The following is a 24,072-nucleotide window of genomic DNA, read 5'->3' on the forward strand; positions in this document are numbered from 1 at the left end:
AGTGTGCAAATGCGCGTAAGCATCAGCACTCGATAATGTTGACCGCCAAACCGCCACGGGCGGTTTCCTTGTATTTGCTTTTCATGTCGGCGCCGGTCTGGCGCATGGTGCGGATGACCTTGTCGAGGGAGACGAAGTGCTGACCGTCGCCGCGCAGGGCCATGCGCACTGCATTGATCGCCTTGACCGAACCCATGGCGTTGCGCTCGATGCAAGGTACTTGCACCAGCCCGCCAATCGGGTCGCAGGTCAGGCCGAGGTTGTGTTCCATGCCGATTTCGGCGGCGTTTTCCACTTGCTGCACGGTGCCGCCGAGAACTTCGCACAGGGCGCCGGCAGCCATGGAACAGGCCACGCCGACCTCACCCTGACAGCCGACTTCAGCGCCGGAGATCGAGGCGTTTTCTTTATAGAGAATGCCGATCGCGGCCGCGGTCAGCAGAAAACGTACGACGCCGTCTTCGTTGGCGCCGGGGATGAAGCGCATGTAGTAATGCAAAACAGCGGGGACGATCCCGGCTGCACCGTTGGTGGGCGCCGTCACCACGCGCCCGCCATTGGCGTTTTCTTCGTTGACCGCCAGTGCGTAGAGGTTGACCCAGTCCAGCACCGACAGCGGATCGCGCAGTGAAGACTCCGGGTTCTTGCACAGTTGTCGATGCAGTGCAGCCGCCCGGCGTTTGACCTTCAAGCCACCGGGCAAGATCCCTTCGTTGCGGCAACCGGCGGCGACGCAGTCTTGCATCACTTGCCAGATGTTCAGCAGGCCGGCTCGGGTTTCCGCTTCCGGGCGCCAGGCACTTTCGTTGGTCAGCATCACCTGGCTGATAGAAAGACCATAGGTGGTGCAGTGGCCGAGCAAGTCCTTGGCGCTTTTGAACGGGAAGGTCAGTGGTGTGGCGTCTTCGACGATGCGGTCGGCGCCGGCGGCGTCTTCATCGACCACAAAACCACCGCCGACCGAGTAGTACTCGCGGCTGCGGATTTGTATGCCCGCCGCATCGAAGGCGCGAAAGATCATGCCGTTGGGGTGATAGGGCAACGGTTTGCGGATCATCGCCAAATGTTCTTTCTCATTGAACGCAATGCTGTGTTCGCCGAGCAGGTTCAAGCGACCGTTGCCACGGATTTCTTGCAGACGAGCGGCGACGGTTTCGGTGTTCACGGTATCCGGGTGTTCGCCTTCCAGGCCCAGCAACACAGCCTTGTCGCTGCCGTGGCCTTTACCGGTGGCGCCGAGTGATCCGTAGAGTTCGACTTTGATGCAGGTGGTTGCGGCCAGCAGCCCTTCACGGCGCAAACCTTCGGCGAAACGTGCCGCAGCACGCATCGGGCCGACGGTGTGGGAGCTGGAGGGGCCGATGCCAATCTTGAACAGGTCGAACACGCTTAAAGACATGGTTGTTCTCCGGTTTCTTGTTATAGGTATGGGCGGAATCTGGTGTTTTGCACAGGCCCCTGTGGGAGCGAGCTTGCTCGCGATAGCAGACTGACATTCACTATCAATGTCGACTGAAAGACCGCTATCGCGAGCAAGCTCGCTCCCACAGGGTTTTGTGGTGTTCTTGAAAGTGGGGGCAGGCGAACCCGCCCCCATCAGTTTTAAGCGTAGCTTTCGATCGACGGGCAAGCGCAGATCAGGTTGCGGTCGCCAAACACGTTGTCGACGCGACCGACCGGTGGCCAGTACTTGCCTTCGATCAGCGACGCAACCGGATACACCGCTTGCTCACGGCTATACGGATGCGTCCACTCGCCGACGATTTCCGCCGCGGTGTGCGGGGCGTTTTTCAGCGGGTTGTCGTCCTTGTCCAAGGTGCCGTTTTCCACCGCGCGGATTTCTTCGCGGATGCGGATCATGGCGTCGCAGAAGCGGTCCAGTTCTTCCTTGGATTCGCTTTCGGTCGGCTCGATCATCAAGGTGCCGGCGACCGGGAACGACATGGTCGGGGCGTGGAAGCCGAAGTCGATCAGGCGTTTGGCGACGTCATCGACGCTGATGCCGCTGCTGTCTTTCAGTGGACGCAGATCGAGGATGCATTCGTGCGCCACCAGACCGTTGCTGCCGGTGTACAGCACCGGGTAGTGCTCTTCGAGGCGACGGGAAATGTAGTTGGCATTGAGGATCGCCAGTTGCGACGCGCGCTTGAGGCCGGCGCCACCCATCATCCGAATGTACATCCAGGTGATCGGCAAAATGCTCGCGCTGCCGAACGGTGCGGCGCAGACCGCGCCTTCCTTGCGCTCCATGGTGCCGTGACCCGGCAGGAACGGGGTCAGGTGCGACTTGACGCCAATCGGGCCGACGCCCGGGCCGCCACCGCCGTGGGGGATGCAGAAGGTTTTGTGCAGGTTCAGGTGCGACACGTCGCCGCCGAACTTGCCCGGCGCGCAGAGGCCGACCATGGCGTTCATGTTGGCGCCGTCGATGTACACCTGGCCGCCATTGTCGTGAATGATGCCGCAGATTTCGCGGATGCCTTCTTCGAACACGCCGTGGGTCGACGGGTAGGTGATCATCAGCGCGGCGAGGTGTTCGCGGTGCTCGATGGCCTTGGCGCGCAGGTCTTCGATGTCGACGTTGCCGCGGGCATCACAGGCGGTCACGACGACGCGCATGCCGGCCATGTTGGCGGTGGCCGGGTTGGTGCCGTGGGCGGAGGAGGGGATCAGGCAGATGTCGCGACGGTCTTCGCCACGGCTCTGGTGATAGGCGCGAATCGCCAGCAGGCCAGCGTATTCACCTTGCGAACCGGCGTTCGGTTGTAGCGAGATCGCGTCATAACCGGTGGCGGCGCAGAGCATTGCTTCCAGTTCATCGGTCAGTTGCTGGTAACCGGCGCTTTGCGCGGCCGGGGCGAACGGGTGCAGGGCGCCGAACTCGGCCCAGGTCACCGGGATCATTTCGCTGGCGGCGTTGAGTTTCATGGTGCAGGAACCCAGCGGGATCATGGTGCGATCCAGCGCCAGGTCCTTGTCGGCCAGCTTGCGCAGGTAGCGCATCAGCTCGGTTTCCGAGTGATAACGGTTGAACACCGGGTGGCTGAGGATCGGCGACTGGCGCAGCAGCGCGGCCGGGATCGTGCTGACCACGGAGGCGGCGAGGGCGGCGAAGTCCGGCAGGGTTTGGCCGTCGGCCAGCAGGGCCCACAGGGTTTCCACGTCGGCTTGCGAGGTGGTTTCGTCGAGGGACAGGCCCAGACGTTCAGCATCGATTACACGCAGGTTAATCTGCTGGGCCCGCGCCTGGTCGTGCAGCTTGGCGGTGTTAGCGCCGGTCTTGATCGTCAGCGTGTCGAAGAAGTTTTCTTGCTCGACGTTCAGACCGATGGCTTTCAAGCCTTGGGCCAGAATCGCGGTCAGGTGATGCACGCGGTTGGCGATCTGGGTCAGGCCTTTCGGGCCGTGGTACACGGCGTACATGCTGGCGATGTTAGCCAACAGCACTTGCGCGGTGCAGATGTTGCTGGTGGCTTTCTCGCGGCGGATATGTTGCTCGCGGGTCTGCATCGCCAGGCGCAGGGCCGGCTTGCCGAAACGGTCCACGGAGACACCGACCAGACGGCCCGGCATGTCACGTTTGAACGCGTCTTTAGTGGAGAAGTAAGCTGCGTGCGGACCACCGAAACCCAGCGGCACGCCGAAGCGTTGTGCGCTACCGATGGCCACGTCGGCGCCGAATTCGCCCGGCGGGGTGAGCACGGTCAGGGCCAGCAGGTCAGCCGCGACGGCAACCAAAGCGTTGGCCGCGTGGAAACGTTCGGTCAGTGCGCGGTAATCGAACACGTCACCGTTGCTTGCCGGGTATTGCAGCAGCGCGCCGAAGAACGGCGTCACGTCAGTCAATTCGAGTTCGTCACCGACCACAACGTCAATGCCCAGCGGCTCGGCACGGGTGCGCAGCACGTCGAGGGTTTGCGGGTGGCAATGCACGGAGGCGAAGAAGGCGTGGCTGCCCTTGTTCTTGCTCAGGCGTTTGCAGAAGGTCATCGCTTCGGCGGCGGCGGTGGCTTCGTCCAGCAAGGACGCGTTGGCGATCGGCAGGCCGGTGAGGTCGCTGATCAGGGTCTGGAAGTTCAGCAGCGCTTCGAGACGGCCCTGGGAGATTTCCGGCTGGTACGGGGTGTAGGCGGTGTACCAGGCCGGGTTTTCCAGCAGGTTACGCAGGATCGGCGACGGCGTGTGGGTACCGTAGTAGCCCTGGCCGATATAGGTCTTGAACAGCTGGTTTTTGCCGGCGATGGACTTGATCAAGGCCAGGGCATCGGCTTCACTCAGGCCGTCTTCGAGGCCGAGGACGCTGGTGCCCTTGATGCTGTCCGGGATGACGCTGGCGCTCAGGGCTTCCAGCGAGTCGAAGCCGAGGCTGTTGAGCATGGCTTGCTCGTCGCCGGCACGCGGGCCGATGTGGCGGGCGATGAATTCGTTGGCAGTGGTCAGATTGACTTGAGTCATGTGTGCGCTCCTCAGGCTTCGGCGTTGGCTTTGATCAGACGGTCGTAGGCGTCTTGATCCAGCAGTTTGGCGACAGCCGATGCATCGGTTGGCTGGAAGCGGAAGAACCAGCCTTCGCCCAGCGGATCTTCGTTGACCAGTTCAGGGCTGCTGTCCAGCGCCGGGTTCACTTCCAGCACTTCACCGTCCAGCGGCATGTACACGCCGCTGGCGGCTTTTACCGATTCCACGGTGGCGGCTTCAGCGCCTTTGTCGTAGGACTGCAGCTCAGGCAGTTGTACGAAAACCACGTCGCCCAGGGCGTTCTGTGCGAAAGCGGTGATGCCGACTGTGACGCTGCCGTCAGCTTCGGTACGCAGCCATTCGTGATCTTCAGTAAAACGCAACTCGCTCATGGAAACTCCTAAGGGGGCCAGACTCGTCTGGTGGACGCGATTGAATGCTTGGGCAAAAGCCCTGCTTTATGAGCGGTTACTAAGCAAAATCGCGGCCAATGTTATTTAATCGTTACAAATCAACAACTTATAAGTTTGTTCGAGGCGCAAGGATTTACTGGCTGTAGCGAAATCGCTACAACACAAGGTGGAGAAAAAAGCCTAAGAGGATCAAAGCCTTGCACAGCGGTGATCAGGAGAGGGTGTAGCGATATCGTTCCGCTGTAGCGCTTTCAGTACAGATGGAGGTCGCTTTTGAGCACGGTTTAACGTTCAACATAGAACCCTGTGGGAGCCGAGCTTGCTCGCGATGGCGGTAGGCCAGTCGAAATCAATGTGACTGACCTACCGCCATCGCGAGCAAGCTCGGCTCCCACAGTGGGCTGTGGTGTTTGAAGGATTGTGTTTCAGCCGCAAGCCTTACGGCTTATTGGGAATGCCGTATTTGCGCAACCGATGGGCAATCGCCGTGTGAGAGGTTTGCAAGCGACTGGCCAGTTGGCGGGTCGAGGGGTAGCTGACGTAGAGTTTTTCCAGCAGGGTCTTCTCGAACTCTTCCATCGCCTGTTCGAGACTGTCGACTTCGCTGTCACTCTGACGCGCCACGGAGGTGCCGGCGATATCGAGGTCGCCAATGTCCACCAGGCTGCTTTCGCAAATCGCAGCGGCGCGGAAGATCACGTTCTGCAGTTGCCGCACGTTGCCCGGCCAGCGATTGCCCAGCAGTGCCGGATAGGTCCCGGGCGCCAGGCGGCAGACCGGACGCTGGATCTGCGCGCAGGCCTGTTGCATGAAGTAGCGGGCCAGCAGCAGGATGTCCTGGCCGCGTTCGCGCAGGGGCGGGACTTCGACGTTCAGGACGTTGAGGCGATAGAAGAGGTCTTCACGGAACGAACCTTCGCTGACCATTTTTTCCAGGTCGCGGTGCGTGGCGCTAAGGATCCGCACATTGACCTTCACCTCACGATCCCCGCCCACCCGGCGGAAGCTGCCGTCGTTCAAGAAGCGCAGTAACTTGGCCTGCAAGTACGGCGACATCTCGCCGATCTCATCGAGAAACACCGTGCCCTGGTTGGCCAGTTCCATCAGCCCCGGTTTGCCGCCCCGTTGCGCACCGGTGAAGGCGCCGGGGGCGTAGCCGAACAGTTCGCTTTCGGCGAGGTTCTCCGGCAATGCCGCGCAGTTCAGCGCCAAAAATGGCGAACTGTACCGAGCGCTGATGGCGTGGCAGGCACGCGCCACCAGTTCTTTGCCAGTGCCGGTTTCGCCCTGGATCAGCAGCGGCGCATCGAGGGCCGCAACGCGCTGGGCGCGGGCCTTGAGGGTCCGAATCGCCGGGGACTCACCGAGCAGCGCATCGAAGCCTTCGGCATGGTCGTGGTGCAGCGCCGAAAGGCGTTCGCCGATGCGGTTGGGTTGATACAGGGTGAGCAGGGCGCCGGCGTCGGTAATCGGTGTGGCGTCCAGCAGCAATGTCTGGCCGTTGACGGTGACTTCCCGCAGCGGCAGGCGGAAGCCGTTTTCCAGCAGCGCTTCGAGCAGTGCCGGGTCGGCGAACAGGTCGGCGATGCTTTCGCCGTCAGGCTCGCGACCGTACAACGCAATCAGCGCCGGGTTGGCCAGCAGCACCTTGCCGGCACTGTCCAGCGCCAGGACCGGGTCGGTCATGGCCGCGAGCAACGCATCAAGCTGCAGATGCCGACGCTGGCCGGGAAGAATGTCGACCACCGTCACCGCTTGCACGCCGCGCACGCTGAACAACGCATCGCGCAGCTCTTCGAGGACTTCCGGGCTCAGGGTCGGGGCATCGATGTAGACGTTGGGCGGGACCATTTCCACCGCATCCAGATTGAGATTGCGCCCACCGAGCAGGGCCAGGACTTCCTGGGTAATGCCGACGCGGTCGATGAAACTGACGTGGATACGCATGGGGCGTTGTTGGGTTCTGGAGTGCGGAGGGTGGCAAGTATGCCTTGGAGGAGGGCTGGGGTGAAATCTTGAGATTGGAGTTGGCTGGAAGATCGACCCCTCACTGTAGAGACCGGTACATCCTTTACACATTTGACCGGGTACATCGTTTACACATTTAACAGGCTTGATACGCGTTTGGCACCGCGTTCAAGCCTGCCTAAAGGGAAAGAGCAAAGGTACAACTCCCACACGCCATCAGCCACTTCCTTCAGCGCGACGTGCTCGTCGATCAGTGCCTCGCCCAGAAAGATCAGGGCCCCTTGCCACTTGATCTCACCATTCTTGCGCACCCGCCGTACTTCGACGTCGGCCCCGTATTCGACCGCCGGCAAATAGCCTGGATAAGGTCTGAGTGACGGGCGATAGATATCCGCTGGCGTCTTCATCTCCAGCGCCGTATGAGGCCGTGCGTGATTGAAATCCTGTACGAAGTCCTCAAAGGCAAGCTGCTGACGCAGCAGGTTTTCTGCCGGCGGCCTGAGCACGGCAGCCTTTAGCGTGCGGTGCATGCGTTCATGCCGACCGTTCTGATCCGGGCGTCCTGGCTTGATTGTTTCGGGGTGGACACCATGCCTGATGAACCAGACGGACAGCCTGGAGAGGCGGGCCAAGCCTGTCGACGCAAATGGCGCGCCGTTATCGGTGCGGATCACATCAGGCATGCCGAACTCCCGGAACGCCCACTCGAAGCCCTGACGCGTAGGTTCACCGTGGGTGCTGGGAAGCGCCCGGCATTCCAGAAGATAGCGACTGGCATGGTCGGTGATGGTCAGCGGATAGCACCAGTGGCCGTCCTGGGTTCTGAATTGCCCTTTGAAATCGGCGCACCAGGTTTGATTGGGTTCGTCGGCCTGACGTAGATTCACTGGCCCATGCGGGCGGGGCTGGCGCAGCCGTCGAGGAATCACCAGACCGGCCTTTTTCAGCCACTCTCCAGCGGTGCTGGCGGCCGGCCAAGCGATCTGCGGCTGCGCATTGCGCAGGCGCTGGATCAGTTGCTTTGGCCCGCGATCCGGGTGCTCGCTTTTCTTCGCAAGCAACGTGGCAATGATTTCATCGCGGGTTTGATGCGGACAGCTCAGCGGTTTTCGCGAGCGCTCTTTCAAGCCATCTACGCCGCAGGTTGCATACCGATCAAGCCACTTATCGACCGTCGGACGGCTAACGCCATATCGTCGACTCAGTTGGCTCTTGCTGTAACTGCCGCTAAGCCAGTCATGGATTAATTTCACTCGCTGATCCATCGGGGACTCTCGATTCCAGGGCATGGTCAGTACCTCCTGACCATGATTGATACCTGTAAACCATGTCCCCGGTCTCAAACGTAAAGGATGTACCCGGTTTTTACCCACCCCAGCCCTCTCCCCATAGGGGAGAGGGGAAAGGGAGCAGATTGGGGGCTTTTCAAAACCTGAGTTCGACTCGATATTTCAGGTCGACGTAGCTTGAAAGAACACCTCGGTCAGTCCCCTCGCCCCTCGGGGAGAGGGCTAGGGTGAGGGGGGCTTCAGATTCGATCCAGATGCTCAGGTTTGACCGGGTCGCCGGATTTGACGTGGAGTTGCTCCCGCACATCTTCAAACATGGCGTCGTACTCCTTGTGTATCGAGCCGATACTGGCCTCTTTGGGCATCCCGTACTTCTGCGCGATGCGCGTGGCATGCCGGGCGAAGTCGAACGCCTGATCTTTGGGCAGGAAGAATTCTTCCTTCAGCTCCTTGTCCCCAACCGTGCCATGCATCTTGAAGAGCATGCCTTCGCCTTCCTTGGGATCCTGGCTGAGTGCATATTCGATGTGCAGGTTGTAACTGTAATCATCCTTGTTCAGCGCTTGGCGCTCGATGTGCAGGTGACCGGGCTCGAACGTTGCCATTGGCATCTCTCCTTCAAAAAGGCATTGAATCAGGGCAGACCTCAAGCCTGCCCTCGGAGTTTCTTTTATTGATAGCTTATCCGAGTGTCGCCGTGTCCGAGAGTGGACCGATCACCGCGACTTTTCCAGTCTGTCGGGCGAACTTGGTTCATCTTGGTCAGCGTAAATCGGAGGCGTTATGAAGGTGCTGCTGGATTACCCACCGCCCTATGACTGGTCGGCGATGCTGGGTTTTTTGTCGGCGCGGGCGATTGTCGGGATCGAGGTGGTGGTTGACGACGTTTACTCGCGCAGCATCGGGTTGAACGGTGTTCATGGCACGTTTTCGATCAGGCCCGCAGCGACGGATGCACTTGAAGTGACGCTGGATTTTCCTGATTCAACGGCGGTGCCGGAGATCATCGCGCGGCTGCGGAGGATATTTGATCTGGATGCGGACCTGGCATCGATTCATCGGCAGCTGGCGGTTGATCCCTTGATGGCGCGGTTGATTGCCGAGCGTCCGGGGTTGCGGGTGCCGGGGGCGTGGGATGGCCTGGAGTTGGCGATTCGTGCGGTGTTGGGACAGCAGATTAGCGTGGGCGCGGCGATTAAACTGGCGGGGAAACTGGTGGCGCAGTATGGCGAGCCGTTGGCTTTGTCGTTGCCCGGCGTGACTCATGTGTTTCCTCAGGCTGCCGCTTTGGCGTCAGTGGATCTGGCAACGTTGGGGATGCCGAAAAGCCGTGGTCGAACGCTGTCGGGTGTGGCTCAGGCGTTGCTCGATGATCCTTTACTGTTTGAGCCGGGTCGGGAGGGCGGCGTTGCGCGGCTGCTGGCGTTGCACGGGATTGGTGACTGGACGGCGCAATACATTGCCCTGCGGCAGTTGCGTGATCCGGATGCGTTTCCGAGCGGGGATGTGGGGTTGATCAATGCGCTGGCGGCGCTTGAAGGTGAGGCGGTGACGGCCCGGCAATTGTTGCAGCGGGCTGAAGCCTGGAGACCTTGGCGAGGCTATGCGGCGCAGGTGCTTTGGGCATCTTTGAGTCGGCGGGATTGATGTGCTCAGCTTGAAAACCACCCCTCACCCCAGCCCTCTCCCCAGAGGGGAGAGGGGGAAAGGGAGCCGATCTTCATGCTTTTCAAACCTGAGTTCGACTCGATTTCTCAGGTCGATGTATCGCCAAGAACACCTCGGTCAGTCCCCTCGCCCCTTTGGGGAGAGGGTTAGGGTGAGGGGTGGATCCATTGCGCACGATGCGACCCCAATTCAGAGGCCGGAATCGCCCACTGCAACGGCGTCCCGATAATCTTCAGTGGCACATGAAGTCGATGCGCCGGTCCCCAAGGTGTCTGCTCAACCACCAGCCCTTGATCGTTGTCATCCTCCACCCGCAACGGCTCATCTCCCCCCGCGCCATTTTCAATCAGCAACTTCGCCGTACGCGCCAACGACAACCGCGCCGATCCACCTCGCCCCAACAATCGAATCGCACTGGCCGCCATCAAATACCCGGTGGCGTGATCGAGCGCTTGCAAGGGCAATGGCGTCGGTTTGTCCGCGCGCTTCCACTGCATGCCGGCATCGGCGATTCCGCTGCTCATTTGCACCAGGCTGTCGAAGCCGCGGCGGTTCTGCCACGGGCCGCTCCAGCCGTAGGCATTGAGGCTGACATCGATCAGGCCGGGCGCCAGTTTCTGGCGTTCGGCGACGCCGTAACCCAGGCGTTCCAGTGCGTCGGCGCGGTAGCCGTGGAGCAGAATGTCAGCGTCCTTGAGCAGGCTTTCGAACACCGCGCGATCAGTCTTGTCATGCAGGTCCAGACGCGCGCAGCGTTTGCCCAGGGTGACTTCCGGCACCACGCCGGGTTCGTTCCAGGTCGGTGGGTCGATCCGCAAAACGTCGGCGCCGAGGCCTGCCAGAAAACGGCTGGCGATCGGGCCGGCGAGCACTCGAGTCAAATCCAGCACCTTGATCCCGGCCAGCGGTTGCGCCACCGAGCCTTGCCACGGTTTCGCGTTCTGGCGGCTGTTTTCAGCAAACTGAATCAGCGGCTCGGCGTTCACCGCCTGACCTTGGGGATGCGCCTGCCATTGCGCCCAGCTACGCATCTCGGCGGCGCAGCCACCGGCATCGACCACGGCTTGCTCCAGATCACTTTTGGCCCATGGAGCAACCTTGCTCGCCATCGCTGCACGGTCGGCACAGGAGCCCAGAACAGTTTCGGCAGCGGCGCGGTGATGGGGCGCGTTGGTGTGCAGGCGGATCCAGCCGTCTTTTGTCGCGTAGTCACCGGCGACCGGGTCCCACAGCGGCGGGACGCTCCAGCCTACCGGGCGGATCGAAGTGGCGAACCAGAAAGAGGCCAGGCGCCGGTCGACCTCAAGGCTTGGCAAACGACCGGTTTGTTGCTGCAGCCATTCGCTGACAGCCTGGCCGGCAGCGGCAATGCTGGCGCACGCCAGGTCGGTGACGGCAAACGCCGAGGGCAGGGCGCCGCTCGAGGTGAACTTGACCTGGGTGTGAGGCAAGCCGAGTGCGGCTTGAATGGACGTGAGTAAATCAGTCATCGAAGGCCCTCCGGGAGAGAGGGCAGCATAGATCAAAAGATCAAAAGATCGCAGCCTTCGGCAGCTCCTACAGGGATCGGTGTAGGAGCTGCCGAAGGCTGCGATCTTTTGAGAATTACACCCGGAACTGATCCATCAATTTCATCTGGTGGGTGGTCAGCGAGTTGAGATGGCTGCTGATCTGCGCCGATTCGGTGGCCTGGCCGGTCAGGGTTTCGGTGACGGTGCGGATCGCCGAGACGTTGCGGTTTACCTCTTCGGCCACCGCGCTTTGCTGCTCGGCGGCGCTGGCGATTTGCAGGTTCATGTCGCTGATGACCGTCACCGCGTCGCTGATTTTGCTCAAGGCCTGGACGGCTTGTTGGATCTGCCCGGCATTGCTGTGAGCTTGAGTCTGGCTCGAATGCATCGTGGCCACCACGCCGCGAGTGCCGGTCTGGATGCGTTCGATCACGATGCGGATTTCTTCCACCGAATCTTGCGTACGTTTGGCCAGGTTGCGCACTTCATCGGCGACCACCGCAAACCCGCGACCGCTTTCCCCGGCACGCGCCGCTTCAATCGCCGCGTTGAGCGCCAGCAGGTTGGTTTGTTCGGCGATGCTGCGGATCACTTCCAGCACCGAGCCGATCTGCTCGCTGTTGACTGCCAATGCTTCGACTTCGGTCACGGCCTTGCTGACTTCGTCGGCCAGTTGATTGATGTCGCGGGTGCTGCGTTCGATGATCTGCATACCGTCGCGGGCTGACTGGTCGGCACCCTTGGCCGCGTTAGCCGCGTTCGAGGCACTGTTGGCGACGTCGTGGGCGGTGGCGCTCATTTCGTTGGACGCGGTGGCGACCTGGTCGATTTCGCGGAACTGCACCTGCATGCCTTCGCTGGTCTGGCGGGCGATTTCCGAAGACTGGTCGGCCGTGCCGCGCGCATCGGTGATGCTTTGTTTTATCTGCGCGATGGTTGGTTGCAGCTTGTCGAGGAAGCGGTTGAACCAGCTCACCAGTTCGCCCAGTTCGTCTTTCTTGCTGTAGTGCAGACGCTGCGTCAGGTCGCCGTCGCCGCTGGCAATCGCCTTGAGCATCTCGGCGACGCTGTTGATCGGCCGAGTCACGCCGGACGCCGTGAGCCAGATCAGCAACAGTCCGACCAGACCGGCAATCACCGCCACCAAAACAGCTTTGATCGTGCCGCTTTGCTGGGCGTCATCGAGTACGGCTTGCAACTTGACCGAGTCGGCCAGCAACACTTGTTTCGGCAGGTCGATCACCACGCCCCAGGCCTTGGACTCGGCAATCGGACTGACCGGGTACACCGCGCGGATCAGGTCGCCCTGCTCGAGAATCTTCGGCGTGCCAGCGCTGAGCAATTGCAGAACGTCCTTGCCGTCTGCGCCCAGGGTTTCACCGATGCTTTTGCCGACCTTGCTCGCGTCGACGCTGTAACCGGCAAGTACGCCGCTGCCGGAGACGATCAGCATGTGCCCGGCGCTGTTGAACAGATCACGTTGAGAATCGACAGCCGCCGCTTGCAGCGCGTCCAGGGCGATGTCCACACCGACCACACCGATGGATTTGCCATCCACCAGCAGCGGTACGGAAATGGTGGTCATCAGCATTTCCTTGCCGGCGACGGTATCGGCATACGGGTCCAGCAGGCAGGTGCGCTTGCTGTCGCGGGGGCAGGTGTACCAGCTGTTATAGGGTGTGCCGCTGAGGCTCAAGGTGGTTTTGGTCATGTCGTCTTCGACCATGATCGTGTTGATCCCGACACCGCCGGCACGGCTCCAGTAGCTGGCGAAACGACCGGCTTCGTTGGATTGGCGAGCGGCATCGTTGGCGAATTCGCTGTCCTTGCCGTCGAGGCCATTGGGTTCGAATGCCAGCCAGATGCCGAGCACTTTGCTGTTGCGCTCGAAGGCGGTTTTCAGGCTCTGGTTCAACTCTTCACGCAGGACGCCGGCGTCAAGGGAGCGCGTGCTCGCCATGTTGCGCATGTCCTCGATCTGATCGGCCAGGGCGGTCACCACCAGCAGGCTTTCACCGAAGGTCTTCTGCACCCGCACCGCTTGCTCGGCGGCCTTGGCCTGGAGCAGGTTCTGCACGCTGGCGGTGAGCATCTTGCTGCTGGAGGCGCTGACGAGTTCATCGTTCTGATCGGTCTGGTAGATGTTCATGCCGACGATCAGGACGACCACGCCCAACAGGCACAGACCGGACAGCAGGACGATTTTCAGGCGGATGGAGAGAGAGTCGAACATAGGACGAGCTCGCGAATGGATGAGGTGTTGGCTGTGAGTCGGGATCGACCCAATTCGCCAAGTCCATTCAGCGCCATTTAATGCACATCGGCATGTGCAGAGGTTGCATGAACGCGAAGCCGACGAACGGTAACAGGTGAACGTTTGCGCAGGAAAATGCCCTGAAAAGGGCAGAAATTCAGGAGATTTTCGGCAGCGATTCCGGCCGCGACCAGATCCACAGATTGCCCAGGCTCATGCCCGCAATCGCCAGAAATATCGGCCAGCCAGGATCGAACATCACCAGCATCAACCCGGCGCACAGCAGCATACTGACGGTGGCGCTGACCTTGGCTCGGCGGGCGATGATTTTGCCGTTGCGCCAGTTGCGCAGGATGGAACCGAACAGCCGATGGTTTTCCAGCCAGGCGCTCAAGCGCGGTGAACTCTTGGTCGCGGCCCAGGCGGCCAGCAGGATGAACTCGGTGGTCGGCAGGCCGGGTACGACGATGGCGATCAGGCCGATGCCCAGGCTGAGGTAGGCGAGCAGGCCAAATAACAGGCGAGCGAGTTTGGAGGAGGGAAAGGTTGAGTGGGTCATAAAGTCGACATTTGTACTTTGTAGGAGCAAGGCTTGCCCGCGATGGAGGCGCCGCAGCCCTTCCGGTAGACCGCGTTATCGTTCATCGCGGGCAAGCCTTGCTCCTACAGAAGCAGAAGTGTTGTCAGGCGAGTTCAGGGGTGGTGGCGTAAGCCTGTTCCAGCAGTACGGTGAAGCGATTGAATGCGTCGATAGCGCCTTTATCCAACTCGGCTTCTTCTTGTGCGCTGAGTTCCAGCCCGTCGAGGGTTTTGACGAAGCTCTTCCAGCCTTCAGCGCGGCCACCGGCCGGTTCACCGAGATGGCGGGCACCAAAGGTTTCGCTTAACCCAAGACCCACAGCACGCTTGATCAGAAACGCCGCGCCAAGTTTCGAACCTTCTGACACGAACAGCCAACCCAGCGCCTCGGCTTTGGTTGGATTCTTCACGGCACCGGCGACGGGGGCCGGAACTTCAGTTTCCAGGTCCGCCAGATCCGCCTTGGCCGCTTCAGCACGGCAGCGAGCTGGCAGGTCCGGGACGATGGCGGTCAATTCGGCATCGTTGTACAGCGACACCAGTTCCGACTGAAACAAATACTGAGCCACCACGAAACGCGCGAAGTTGGCCTGGGTTTCAAACGGTGCGTGGGCTTTGACCAAGGCATCAAGCTTGGTGTGAGGCTCGTTGGTGATCTGGTTCAAACGTTGCGAACGCAGAGCAGGGCGTTGAGCAGTGTCCTGAGTGGTCATGAGAAGTCCTTGGGAAAAAGAGGCGCTTGGTAACGAGACGAATGACGTGGCGCCAGACAGTAAAAAAACCTCACTGCGCCACTTCTCTAAAAGCAGAGCAGTGAGGTGGCAGGGTCAGATATCCCAGACCAGATTGATCGCGAAGTTGCGACCCGGTTGAGTCAGGCGATCGAGGTTGGCCGGTTGAGTGACCGAGGCTTCGCCGACGCTGTCGTAACCGCGCACGTCGTCCCACTGCCAGTACTTCTTGTTGGTCAGGTTGTACAAACCGGCGTTGACGGTTACGTCGTCGGTCACCTTGTAGAAACCGGCCAGGTCGAGCACGCCATAACCCGGTGTCTTGAACTGGGTGCTGGTGCCGTCGGGGGTTTTGAAGCTGGTGCTGTCGACGCGGGTCTTGCGTTTGACCAGTGTCCAGCTCAACAGGGCGCCGTAGTTGTCCTGGTCATAACCCAGGCCGAACACGCCAGTCAGCGGGTTGATGCTGTTCAGCGGCTGGCCGCTGTCATCGTTACGGCCATACAGGTAGGCCACCGAACCTTGGGTGTAGAGACCGGTCGGGGCGCCGAAGCTGTCCAGGTTCAGGCGACCCTTGAGCTCCACACCTTTGATGGTGGCGTGCGCGATGTTGTTGCTCTGGAATGTGGTCTCGGTGTAGCCAGGCGTGATGGCGTTCTCGTCGATGAAGTCGCGGTATTTGTTGTAGAACACCGCCACATCGAAAGTGCCTGCGTCGAACTGGCCGCGCAGGCCGGTTTCATAGCTCTTGCTTTTTTCCGGTTCCAGGTCGGGATTAGGTGCGACCTGATAGCCGCCGGCCAGGTTTTCAAAGCGACCGTACAGCGCCTTGGCGGTCGGCGTGCGGAAGCCTTCGGCGTACAGGCCATACCAGGTGTAGTTGTCGTTGAAGCTATAGGTGGTGCCGAATTTTGGCGACAGACGATGCCAGGTCTTGGTGTCGTCGCTCACCACACCGTTGCCGCTCTGGTCGGCGGTGACCAGGAACTCGTCGGTGATGTGCGGCTTGAGCTTGGTGTAGTCGTAGCGTGCACCGGGCAGGAAGGTCCAGTTACCCCAGCTGATCTGATCCTGGGCGAACAGGCTGTAGCTGTTGATGGTCGGGTCCGGGAAATCACTGGCGGGTTTCAGGGTGTCGGCGGCGCTGGCGGCACCGATGACCCGGCAAGCGCCGGCCACGGTCAGGCAGGTGCCGCTACCGGTACGCAGGCCAGTGACTTTGTCCTGTTTGATGGTCGTGCCATAGGTGACGCGGTGGTCGGTATCGGCGATGGCAAACGACTTGTCAGCCTGGGCATCGAACACCCATTGGCGATCCTTGTAGGTGGTATCGCGGTTGCGCAGCACGGTGCGCGACGGCGCGTAGATTTCTTCGGTGCTCTGGTCGGTCTTGGCGATCTGGTAATTCAGCGTCCACTTGATGTTGTCAGCCAGGACGCTGTCCAGGCCGAAGCTGTGTTCCAGGCCGAAGCGTTCGCGGGTGACGGTGTCGTTGCCGGTACGGGATTTGTAGAAGCCGAAACCGCGTCCTGCGTTAAATGGGCCGCCCACTGCGCTCCGCTGGTTGGTGTCGCGGTCATCCTTGTAGTGCTCGTAGGTCAGGCCGAAGCGCGCATCGTCGGCGTAGTCCCAGCCCAGCTTGGCCAGCACGTTGGTGGTGCGCACGTCCTCGGGGTTGGCCTCGGTGCGGTTCAGGCCGGTTCCACCGGTTTCACCGTAGGACTCTGTTTCATGACCGTTGCGCTGACTCAAGTGCAACAGGCCGTCGAAGTCACCGGTGCGACCGGCCACCGTGCCAGAGGTCAACCAGCTGTCGTCGGCCGAGCTGTAGCCGGTTTTCAGGCGTGCGCCGACATCCTTGCCCGGTTTGATGATGTCGTCCGGGTCCAGCGTGTAGTAGCTGACCGCGCCGCCGATGGCGTTGCTGCCGTAGAGCACCGACGCCGGGCCGCGCAGAATCTCGACGCGCTTGACGATCTCGGGGTCGACGTAGTTGCGGTTGGTCTGGGCGTAAGGGCCGTTGAAGAAACTGTCGGGCACTTGCACGCCGTCGATCTGGGTCAATACGCGGTCACCGTCGATGCCGCGGATGTTGTAGCCAGTCAGACCTGCGCGTTGACCGGCACCGCCCACCGATACGCCCGGTTCGTAGCGCACCAGATCCTTGATGTTATTGACGTTGTTACGGTCCAGCTCTTCGCGGGTGTGGACGGTGACGGTGCTTGGCACGCTGTTTACGTCCTGTTCCTGGCGAGTGGCGCTGATGGTCACCTGGTCCAGGTTGAGTGCGCTGCTGTTGCTGCGCTTCTCCAGCACGATGTTGTTGGTGCCCAGTTTGCGATAGCTCAGGTTGGTCCCCACCAACAGGCGATCGAGGGCTTTCTCCGGCGGCAGCGAACCCCGTACGCCCGGCGAGGCCACGCCTTCAGCCAGTACTGCCGGCAAGCCGACCTGCCAACCGGTCACGGCGGTAAAGGCATTGAGTGCCGAGACCAGCGACTGCTGAGGGATGGCAAACGCGTAATCACCCATGTTGCGGGTCGGTTGCTCTGCAGCGGTGGCGGCGCAGAGCTGCGCGCTGCCGGCCATCAGGATGGCGGCGGTCAGCAGCGACAGCACGCGAGAAGGTGAAGAAGGTTGGCGGGTAAGGCGAGAGGACATCGATAGCGCTCCGTGTCGCACGAATCTTTATAGGTGCTGATCGGCATCTTGAAGATGCGAATCAATTGCATTGGCTATAACGAGACGTACGGGTTTTGGCTATCGAGTAAAAATAATTCTCATTTAGTTCAAAATCACCAGCGCCGGGAATTCCTGGAGCCGCGCCGAGGTGATGTGAGCCAGCGAACGGACCACGTCCAACGGTTGGTCGAGGCGGTAATTGCCGGTGACGGCGATGTCGGCCAACTGCTCGTTGTTGTTGATGATCCAGCCCGGATAGTAACGACGCAGCTCCGCCAGCACCTGGCTCAGCGGGCAGTTTTCGAACACCAGTCGACCCTGAACCCACGCCAGGTCGGTCGCGGCATCTAGTTTGGCGGGACGATCAAAACCGTTGGGGCCGATGCGGATGCTTTCTCCGGCTGACAATCGAATTCGCGCGTCGTCGCGGGTCGCTCGCAAGTCGACATCCCCACGCTGCACCCGAACCTGTGCCACGCCGTCCAGATAACGCACCGCAAAGGCGGTGTCCCGCACGCTGGCCTTGACCGGCCCGGCGTCGATTTCCAGCGGTTGGCCGCGATTGGCCGCCACCTCGAAAAATGCCTCGCCTTGATACAAGCGGGCAACGCGCTGTTGATCGTTGATGGTGCTGGAGAAGGCCGAATTGGTATTGAGCAGGACCTTCGAGCCATCCTCCAGTTGCAGCCGCTGGCGTTCACCGACCACGGTCAGGTGATCAGCCTGCAGGCGAATCGGCAGATTGCTGAAGCTGAACAAACCGAGGATCAGCACGGCGGCGGTGGCCAAGGGTTTCCAGTGCGGTCGCAGGCGCGACAGGACGGTCACTTTCGGCGGGCGGGCGGCCAGGCTTTGCGCGCATTGCACGACCTGCGGGCCCTCCCAGATCGCCTGAGCTTTGGCGAACGCTTCGGCATGCAACGGATCGGTGGCCAGCCAGTCGTGAAACTGTCGGGTCTGTTCCTCGCTCGGACTGTCCAGCACGATCAGCCAGTCCAGGGCCTGGTCCATCGCACTTGCGGGGTCCCGCGCCGGGGAGGGCGGAAGGGAGCGGTGGGTGTCCGTCACGGTGTTTCCTCGGCAGTGTCTTGGCACCGCTGTTTTTTTAGTGAAGCTTGAAAGTGGGGCAAGGGTAGCAAAGCCCGATAGTCAGTGCAGGTCATCCTCACACATAGAGAATTAACCTACAGATTCAGTCGCCGTTTAACCGTTCAGCCACGCCGATGCAGATCGCCATGATCAGTTTCAGCTCCTTTTGCACGGTGCTCAATGACACGTCGAGCTTCTCGGCGATCTCCAGATAGCTGTGCCCGTGCAGACGGCTGAGGATGAAAATCTGCTGCTGACGGGCGCTGAGTTCATTGAGGCTCACGTTTAAACGCTCGAGCAATTGTTCGGCATGGGCGGCGTCCTCTGCACTGCTGGCGGGGGCGGCGACGCTTTCCACCACATCCAGCGGCACGTCGTCGAGCATCGTGCGCGACTGAATCCGCCGCGCACGCAAATGGTCCAGCGCCAGGTTACGGGCGGTCTGGAAAACGAAGGGTTCAAGGTGATCGATGGCCCGTTCACTGAGCGCCCGGGTCACTCGCAGGTAGGTCTCCTGCAGGAGGTCTTCGGCGGTGCTGTGATTGTTGACCATCCGCTCCAATGTGCGCAGCAGAGAGACTCGCTGAGCGATGAAGACGTGATTGAAGCGAGATTGACTCACGGGAGAACCTGATCCATTTCGAGCGAATGATAATGCTTATCATCCGCTCGAGTGGTCAAGTATTGATTTGTGAAGCTTTAGGCGCGGCCCAGCAGATAGGTCGCGTAATCGGGGATCCGGTGTTCGTGCGCCTGTTCCATCATCGGGCTGCTGAGCAGGTAGTCGGCGCTGCATTCGTTGCAGGCCACCGGAATGTTCCAGACCGCCGCGACTCGCAGCAACGCTTTGATGTCCGGGTCGTGCGGCTGTGGTTCGAACGGGTCCCAGAAGAACACCAACATGTCGACCCGCTGCTCGGCGATTCGCGCACCCAGTTGCTGATCGCCGCCCAATGGGCCGCTGATCATGCTCTCCACAGGCAAATCCAGGCGTTGTTGCAACAACAACCCGGTGGTGCCGGTGGCGACCAGTTCATGCTGTGCGAGCCTGTCTTTTTGCCGCTCGGCCCAGTCCAGCAAAAACACTTTGCAGTGGTCATGGGCGACCAAGGCAATACGCTTGCGCGCTGCCATGGTCTTTTGCGTAAAGATGATACCGATCATCGGTTGCTGCTCCCGGCGTCATACACCGACATGGCGTGACGCTTTATTCGGCTTTGCAAACACCGGGTAGGAGCTGCCGAAGGCTGCGATCTTTTGATCTTAGCTGCCATGAGGCCAATGAAGATCAAGATCAAAAGATCGCAGCCTTCGGCAGCTCCTACATGTCCGTGCGTCGACACGTAATGAAGTCGCGTCAACACAGAGTAAGCCGTGACTTATTCTGCGTTACAGAGCGCCAGGCAGTTATCGAGCATGCGGTTGGAGAAGCCCCATTCGTTGTCGTACCAGGCCAGCACCTTGAGCAGCTTGCCGCTGGACTTGGTGTGGTTGGCGTCAAAGATCGACGACAGCGGGTTGTGGTTGAAGTCGCTGGAGACCAGCGGCAGGGTGTTGTACCCGAGAATCTTCGAGTGCTGGCTGGCTTCTTTCAGCAGCGCGTTCACTTCATCGGCCGACGCTTCGCGTTTGAGTTGCACGGTCAGGTCCACCAGCGACACGTTGATCACCGGCACGCGCACCGACATACCGGTCAGTTTGCCCGCCAGTTCCGGCAGCACCAGGCCGACCGCTTCAGCCGCGCCGGTTTTGCTCGGGATCATGTTCTGGGTGGCCGAACGCGCACGATACGGGTCGACATGATAGACGTCGGTCAGGTGCTGATCGTTGGTGTAGGCGTGGATCGTAGTCATCAGACCGCTTTCGATACCCAGCTCGCGGTGCAACACCTGCGCCACCGGGGCCAGGCAGTTGGTGGTGCACGAAGCATTGGAAATGATCTGGTGCGATTGGCGCAGAATGTCGTGGTTAACGCCATACACCACCGTGGCGTCGGCGCCTTTGGCCGGGGCCGAGATGATTACTTTGCGTGCGCCGGCCGTAATATGCGCGGCGGCTTTGTCGCGGTCGGTGAACAAACCGGTGCATTCGAATACGACGTCGATCTTCTCGGCAGCCCAAGGCAGTTCGGCCGGATTGCGAATGGCGCTGACAGAAATACGGTCGCCGTTGACGGTCAGGCTTTCCTGATCGTGCTGGACATCGGCATCGAACGTGCCGTGAACAGTGTCGTACTTGAGCAGATGAGCGTTCATCGCGCTGTCGCCCAGGTCATTGATGGCAACGATCTGCAGATCCTGGCGATACCCTTGGGTATACAGTGCGCGAAGGACGTTACGGCCAATTCGGCCAAAACCATTGATTGCGATTCGAAGAGTCATTTAACAGGGCCGCCGTCGTTTTGTTGTTGGAATTACAAGATTATTCGCATAAAAATAGAAAACAAGCCTTTTTAATGGCAATATTTTGTTCAAACTACAACGAGTGACCTGAATCAACTGGTCCGACCGATCAAGAAAACCGTCTGTCATCCCATCGACAACGGCTCTTGTTCAGCATAGACAATCAGGTCGCCACATCCGTTAGCCTGGAGTTCTAAACATGCATCCCCGCGTCCTTGAGGTCACCGAACGGCTTATCGCCCGCAGCCGCGCCACGCGTGAGGCTTACCTTGCACTGATTCGTGGTGCTGCCAGCGACGGTCCGATGCGCGGCAAGCTGCAATGCGCCAACTTCGCCCACGGCGTAGCCGGTTGCGGCACCGACGACAAAAACAGTCTGCGGATGATGAACTCCGCGAACATTGCGATTGTTTCGTCATATAACGACATGCTCTCGGCGCACCAGCCGTACGAAGTCTTTCCTGAACAGATCAAAAAGGCCCTGCGCGAAATCGGCTCCGTCGGTCAGTTCGCCGGTGGCACCCCGGCCATGTGCGATGGCGTGACCCAGGGCGAGCCGGGCATGGAACTGAGCCTGCCGAGCCGCGAAGTGATTGCGCTGTCCACCGCCGTGGCGCTGTCCCACAACATGTTCGACGGCGCGCTGATGCTCGGCATCTGCGACAAGATCGTGCCGGGCCTGATGATGGGCGCGCTGCGTTTCGGTCATCTGCCGACGATCTTCGTGCCGGGCGGGCCGATGGTCTCGGGCATTTCCAACAAGCAGAAAGCCGACGTGCGCCAGCGCTATGCCGAAGGCAAGGCCAGCCGCGAAGAGCTGCTGGAATCGGAGATGAAGTCCTACCACAGCCCGGGTACCTGTACCTTTTACGGCACCGCCAACACCAACCAGTTGCTGATGGAAGTCATGGGCCTGCACTTGCCGGGCGCCTCTTTCGTCAACCCGAACACCCCGTTGCGTGATGCCCTGACCCGCGAAGCCGCGCATCAGGTCACGCGTCTGACCAAGCAGAGCGGCGACTTCATGCCGATCGGCGAAATCGTCGACGAACGTTCGCTGGTCAACTCCATCGTGGCCCTGCACGCCACCGGCGGCTCGACCAACCACACCTTGCACATGCCGGCGATTGCCATGGCGGCGGGCATTCAACTGACCTGGCAAGACATGGCCGACCTCTCCGAGGTGGTGCCGACCCTGAGCCACGTCTACCCGAACGGCAAAGCCGACATCAACCACTTCCAGGCGGCGGGCGGCATGTCGTTCCTGATCCGCGAACTGCTGGAAGCCGGGCTGCTGCACGAAAACGTCAACACGGTACTGGGCCACGGCCTGAGCCGCTACACCATGGAACCGTTCCTCGAAAACGGCGAACTGGTCTGGCGCGAAGGCCCGATCGAAAGCCTCGACGAAACCATCCTGCGTCCGGTCGCTCGTGCGTTTTCGCCAGAGGGCGGTTTGCGAGTGATGGAAGGCAACCTTGGTCGCGGTGTCATGAAAGTGTCCGCCGTTGCTTTGGAAAACCAGGTCGTCGAAGCACCGGCCATGGTGTTCCAGGATCAGCAGGATCTGGCCGATGCGTTCAAGGCCGGTTTGCTCGAGAAGGATTTCGTCGCGGTGATGCGCTTCCAGGGCCCGCGTTCCAACGGCATGCCGGAGCTGCACAAGATGACGCCGTTCCTCGGCGTGCTGCAGGATCGCGGCTTCAAAGTCGCGCTGGTCACTGACGGGCGCATGTCCGGTGCGTCGGGGAAAATCCCTGCGGCGATTCACGTCAGCCCCGAAGCGTATGTGGGCGGCGCTTTGGCGCGGGTGCAAGAGGGCGATATCATCCGCGTCGATGGCGTCAAAGGCACTCTGGAGCTTAAGGTGGACGCCGACGAATTCGCAGCGCGCGAACCTGCCAAGGGCCTGTTGGGCAATAACATCGGCAGCGGTCGCGAACTGTTTGGTTTCATGCGCATGGCCTTCAGCTCCGCAGAGCAGGGCGCCAGCGCCTTTACTTCTGCCCTGGAGACGCTTAATTGAAACTGGCTTTGGTCGGTGACATCGGTGGGACCAACGCACGTTTCGCGTTGTGGAAAAACCAGCAGCTGGAATCGATCCAGGTGCTGGCAACGGCCGACCACGCCAGCCCGGAAGAGGCGATTGCTCTCTACCTGAGCGGGCTTGGCCTGGAACCGGGTTCGATCGGTTCGGTGTGCCTGTCGGTGGCCGGCCCCGTCAGCGGCGATGAATTCAAGTTCACCAACAATCACTGGCGACTCAGCCGCAGGGGTTTCTGCAATACCTTGCAGGTGGATCAACTGTTGCTGGTCAACGACTTCTCGGCCATGGCGCTGGGCATGACCCGTTTGCAGCCGGACGAGTTTCGGGTGGTCTGCGAAGGCACGCCGGAACCGTTGCGGCCGGCGGTGGTGATCGGTCCGGGCACTGGACTCGGTGTCGGCACGCTGCTCGATCTCGGCGAAGGTCGTTTCGCCGCGTTGCCAGGGGAGGGCGGTCACGTCGATTTGCCGCTGAGCAGTCCGCGGGAAACTCAACTGTGGCAGCACATCTTCAATGAGATCGGTCATGTCAGCGCTGAAACGGCGTTGAGCGGCAGCGGCTTGCCGCGGGTTTACCGGGCGATTTGTGCGGTGGACGGTTATGAACCCGTGCTGGATTCCCCCGAGTCGATTACCGCGGCCGGTCTGGCCGGCGACCCGATTGCCCTGGAAGTGCTTGAGCAGTTCTGCTGCTGGCTGGGTCGTGTGGCCGGCAACAACGTGCTGACCACGGGCGGACGGGGTGGCGTGTACATCGTGGGCGGGGTGATTCCGCGGTTTGCTGATTTCTTTGTCGAAAGCGGCTTTGCCCGGTGCTTTGCCGACAAGGGTTGCATGAGCGATTACTTCAAAGGCATCCCGGTGTGGCTGGTGACGGCGCCGTATTCCGGCTTGATGGGGGCGGGAGTGGCGCTCGACCAGGCCTAAGACCGAGTCGCCTTCATCGCGGGCAAGCCTTGCTCCTACAGGGTTGTGATGACCT

Annotated in this window: 18 protein-coding genes and 1 pseudogene; 3 read left to right on the forward strand and 16 right to left on the reverse strand. The window is 60.8% G+C overall.

Going from position 1 to position 24,072, the window contains the following annotated elements:
• Positions 1-22: 22 nt before the first annotated feature.
• The 6 genes from ACA079_RS06210 to ACA079_RS06235 form a co-directional block, all read right to left on the reverse strand.
• Entirely contained in the window at positions 23-1,399 is a 1,377-nt protein-coding gene (locus ACA079_RS06210) for an L-serine ammonia-lyase (RefSeq protein ID WP_497702916.1), read from the reverse strand.
• Between the two features lie 203 nt (positions 1,400-1,602).
• Positions 1,603-4,455 carry an aminomethyl-transferring glycine dehydrogenase gene (gcvP, locus tag ACA079_RS06215; protein ID WP_497702917.1) on the reverse strand — a complete coding sequence of 951 codons (2,853 nt, stop codon included), beginning with the start codon at positions 4,453-4,455 and terminating at the stop codon, positions 1,603-1,605.
• Positions 4,456-4,466: 11 nt separating this feature from the next.
• Complete coding sequence (gene gcvH, locus ACA079_RS06220) at positions 4,467-4,850, reverse strand: glycine cleavage system protein GcvH (protein ID WP_008027813.1); 384 nt, start codon at positions 4,848-4,850, stop codon at positions 4,467-4,469.
• Positions 4,851-5,309: 459 nt separating this feature from the next.
• Positions 5,310-6,818, reverse strand: coding sequence for a transcriptional regulator GcsR (gene gcsR, locus ACA079_RS06225; RefSeq protein WP_497702918.1), 1,509 nt, complete (start codon positions 6,816-6,818; stop codon positions 5,310-5,312).
• Positions 6,819-6,967: 149 nt separating this feature from the next.
• Positions 6,968-8,128: an integrase core domain-containing protein gene (locus ACA079_RS06230; protein WP_497702919.1), complete on the reverse strand. Its 1,161-nt coding sequence runs from the start codon at positions 8,126-8,128 to the stop codon at positions 6,968-6,970.
• Between the two features lie 239 nt (positions 8,129-8,367).
• Positions 8,368-8,733 (reverse strand): DUF5064 family protein, encoded by a 366-nt coding sequence (locus ACA079_RS06235; RefSeq protein WP_497702920.1) that lies wholly within the window; start codon positions 8,731-8,733, stop codon positions 8,368-8,370.
• A gap of 178 nt (positions 8,734-8,911) precedes the next feature.
• Here ACA079_RS06235 and ACA079_RS06240 point away from each other — a divergent pair, with 178 nt between their 5' ends.
• Complete coding sequence (locus ACA079_RS06240) at positions 8,912-9,775, forward strand: DNA-3-methyladenine glycosylase family protein (protein WP_497702921.1); 864 nt, start codon at positions 8,912-8,914, stop codon at positions 9,773-9,775.
• A 167-nt stretch (positions 9,776-9,942) separates the two neighbouring features.
• On the opposite strand, the gene ACA079_RS06245 is transcribed toward ACA079_RS06240, so the two are convergent.
• From ACA079_RS06245 to gap, 10 genes and pseudogenes are all read right to left on the reverse strand, one after another.
• On the reverse strand, positions 9,943-11,286 hold the full coding sequence (locus ACA079_RS06245; RefSeq protein ID WP_497702922.1) for a CoA transferase: 1,344 nt from the start codon (positions 11,284-11,286) through the stop codon (positions 9,943-9,945).
• Positions 11,287-11,401: 115 nt separating this feature from the next.
• Positions 11,402-12,157, reverse strand: coding sequence for a methyl-accepting chemotaxis protein (locus ACA079_RS06250; RefSeq protein WP_439900142.1), 756 nt, complete (start codon positions 12,155-12,157; stop codon positions 11,402-11,404).
• 102 nt (positions 12,158-12,259) lie between these two features.
• Positions 12,260-13,540 (reverse strand): annotated as a pseudogene (locus ACA079_RS06255) (methyl-accepting chemotaxis protein); the annotation flags it as partial.
• 178 nt (positions 13,541-13,718) lie between these two features.
• On the reverse strand, positions 13,719-14,120 hold the full coding sequence (locus ACA079_RS06260) for a YbaN family protein (protein WP_497702923.1): 402 nt from the start codon (positions 14,118-14,120) through the stop codon (positions 13,719-13,721).
• Positions 14,121-14,244: 124 nt separating this feature from the next.
• Positions 14,245-14,853 carry a biliverdin-producing heme oxygenase gene (locus tag ACA079_RS06265; RefSeq protein ID WP_497702924.1) on the reverse strand — a complete coding sequence of 203 codons (609 nt, stop codon included), beginning with the start codon at positions 14,851-14,853 and terminating at the stop codon, positions 14,245-14,247.
• A gap of 114 nt (positions 14,854-14,967) precedes the next feature.
• Positions 14,968-17,532 carry a TonB-dependent receptor gene (locus ACA079_RS06270; RefSeq protein WP_497702925.1) on the reverse strand — a complete coding sequence of 855 codons (2,565 nt, stop codon included), beginning with the start codon at positions 17,530-17,532 and terminating at the stop codon, positions 14,968-14,970.
• 123 nt (positions 17,533-17,655) lie between these two features.
• Complete coding sequence (locus ACA079_RS06275) at positions 17,656-18,621, reverse strand: FecR family protein (protein ID WP_497702926.1); 966 nt, start codon at positions 18,619-18,621, stop codon at positions 17,656-17,658.
• 124 nt (positions 18,622-18,745) lie between these two features.
• Positions 18,746-19,264, reverse strand: coding sequence for an RNA polymerase sigma factor (locus ACA079_RS06280; protein ID WP_497702927.1), 519 nt, complete (start codon positions 19,262-19,264; stop codon positions 18,746-18,748).
• Between the two features lie 77 nt (positions 19,265-19,341).
• Entirely contained in the window at positions 19,342-19,806 is a 465-nt protein-coding gene (locus ACA079_RS06285) for a methylglyoxal synthase (protein WP_497702928.1), read from the reverse strand.
• A 215-nt stretch (positions 19,807-20,021) separates the two neighbouring features.
• Positions 20,022-21,023, reverse strand: a complete 1,002-nt coding sequence (gap, locus tag ACA079_RS06290) for a type I glyceraldehyde-3-phosphate dehydrogenase (RefSeq protein ID WP_046056143.1) — start codon at positions 21,021-21,023, stop codon at positions 20,022-20,024.
• Between the two features lie 220 nt (positions 21,024-21,243).
• On the opposite strand from gap, the gene edd reads away from it, so the two are divergent.
• Positions 21,244-23,070: a phosphogluconate dehydratase gene (gene edd / locus ACA079_RS06295; protein WP_046049478.1), complete on the forward strand. Its 1,827-nt coding sequence runs from the start codon at positions 21,244-21,246 to the stop codon at positions 23,068-23,070.
• Positions 23,067-24,017 (forward strand): glucokinase, encoded by a 951-nt coding sequence (locus tag ACA079_RS06300; RefSeq protein WP_497702929.1) that lies wholly within the window; start codon positions 23,067-23,069, stop codon positions 24,015-24,017. Before edd ends, ACA079_RS06300 begins: the two co-directional genes overlap by 4 nt.
• Positions 24,018-24,072: the final 55 nt, after the last annotated feature.

The sequence above is a fragment of the Pseudomonas sp. LBUM1645 genome (assembly GCF_059716185.1).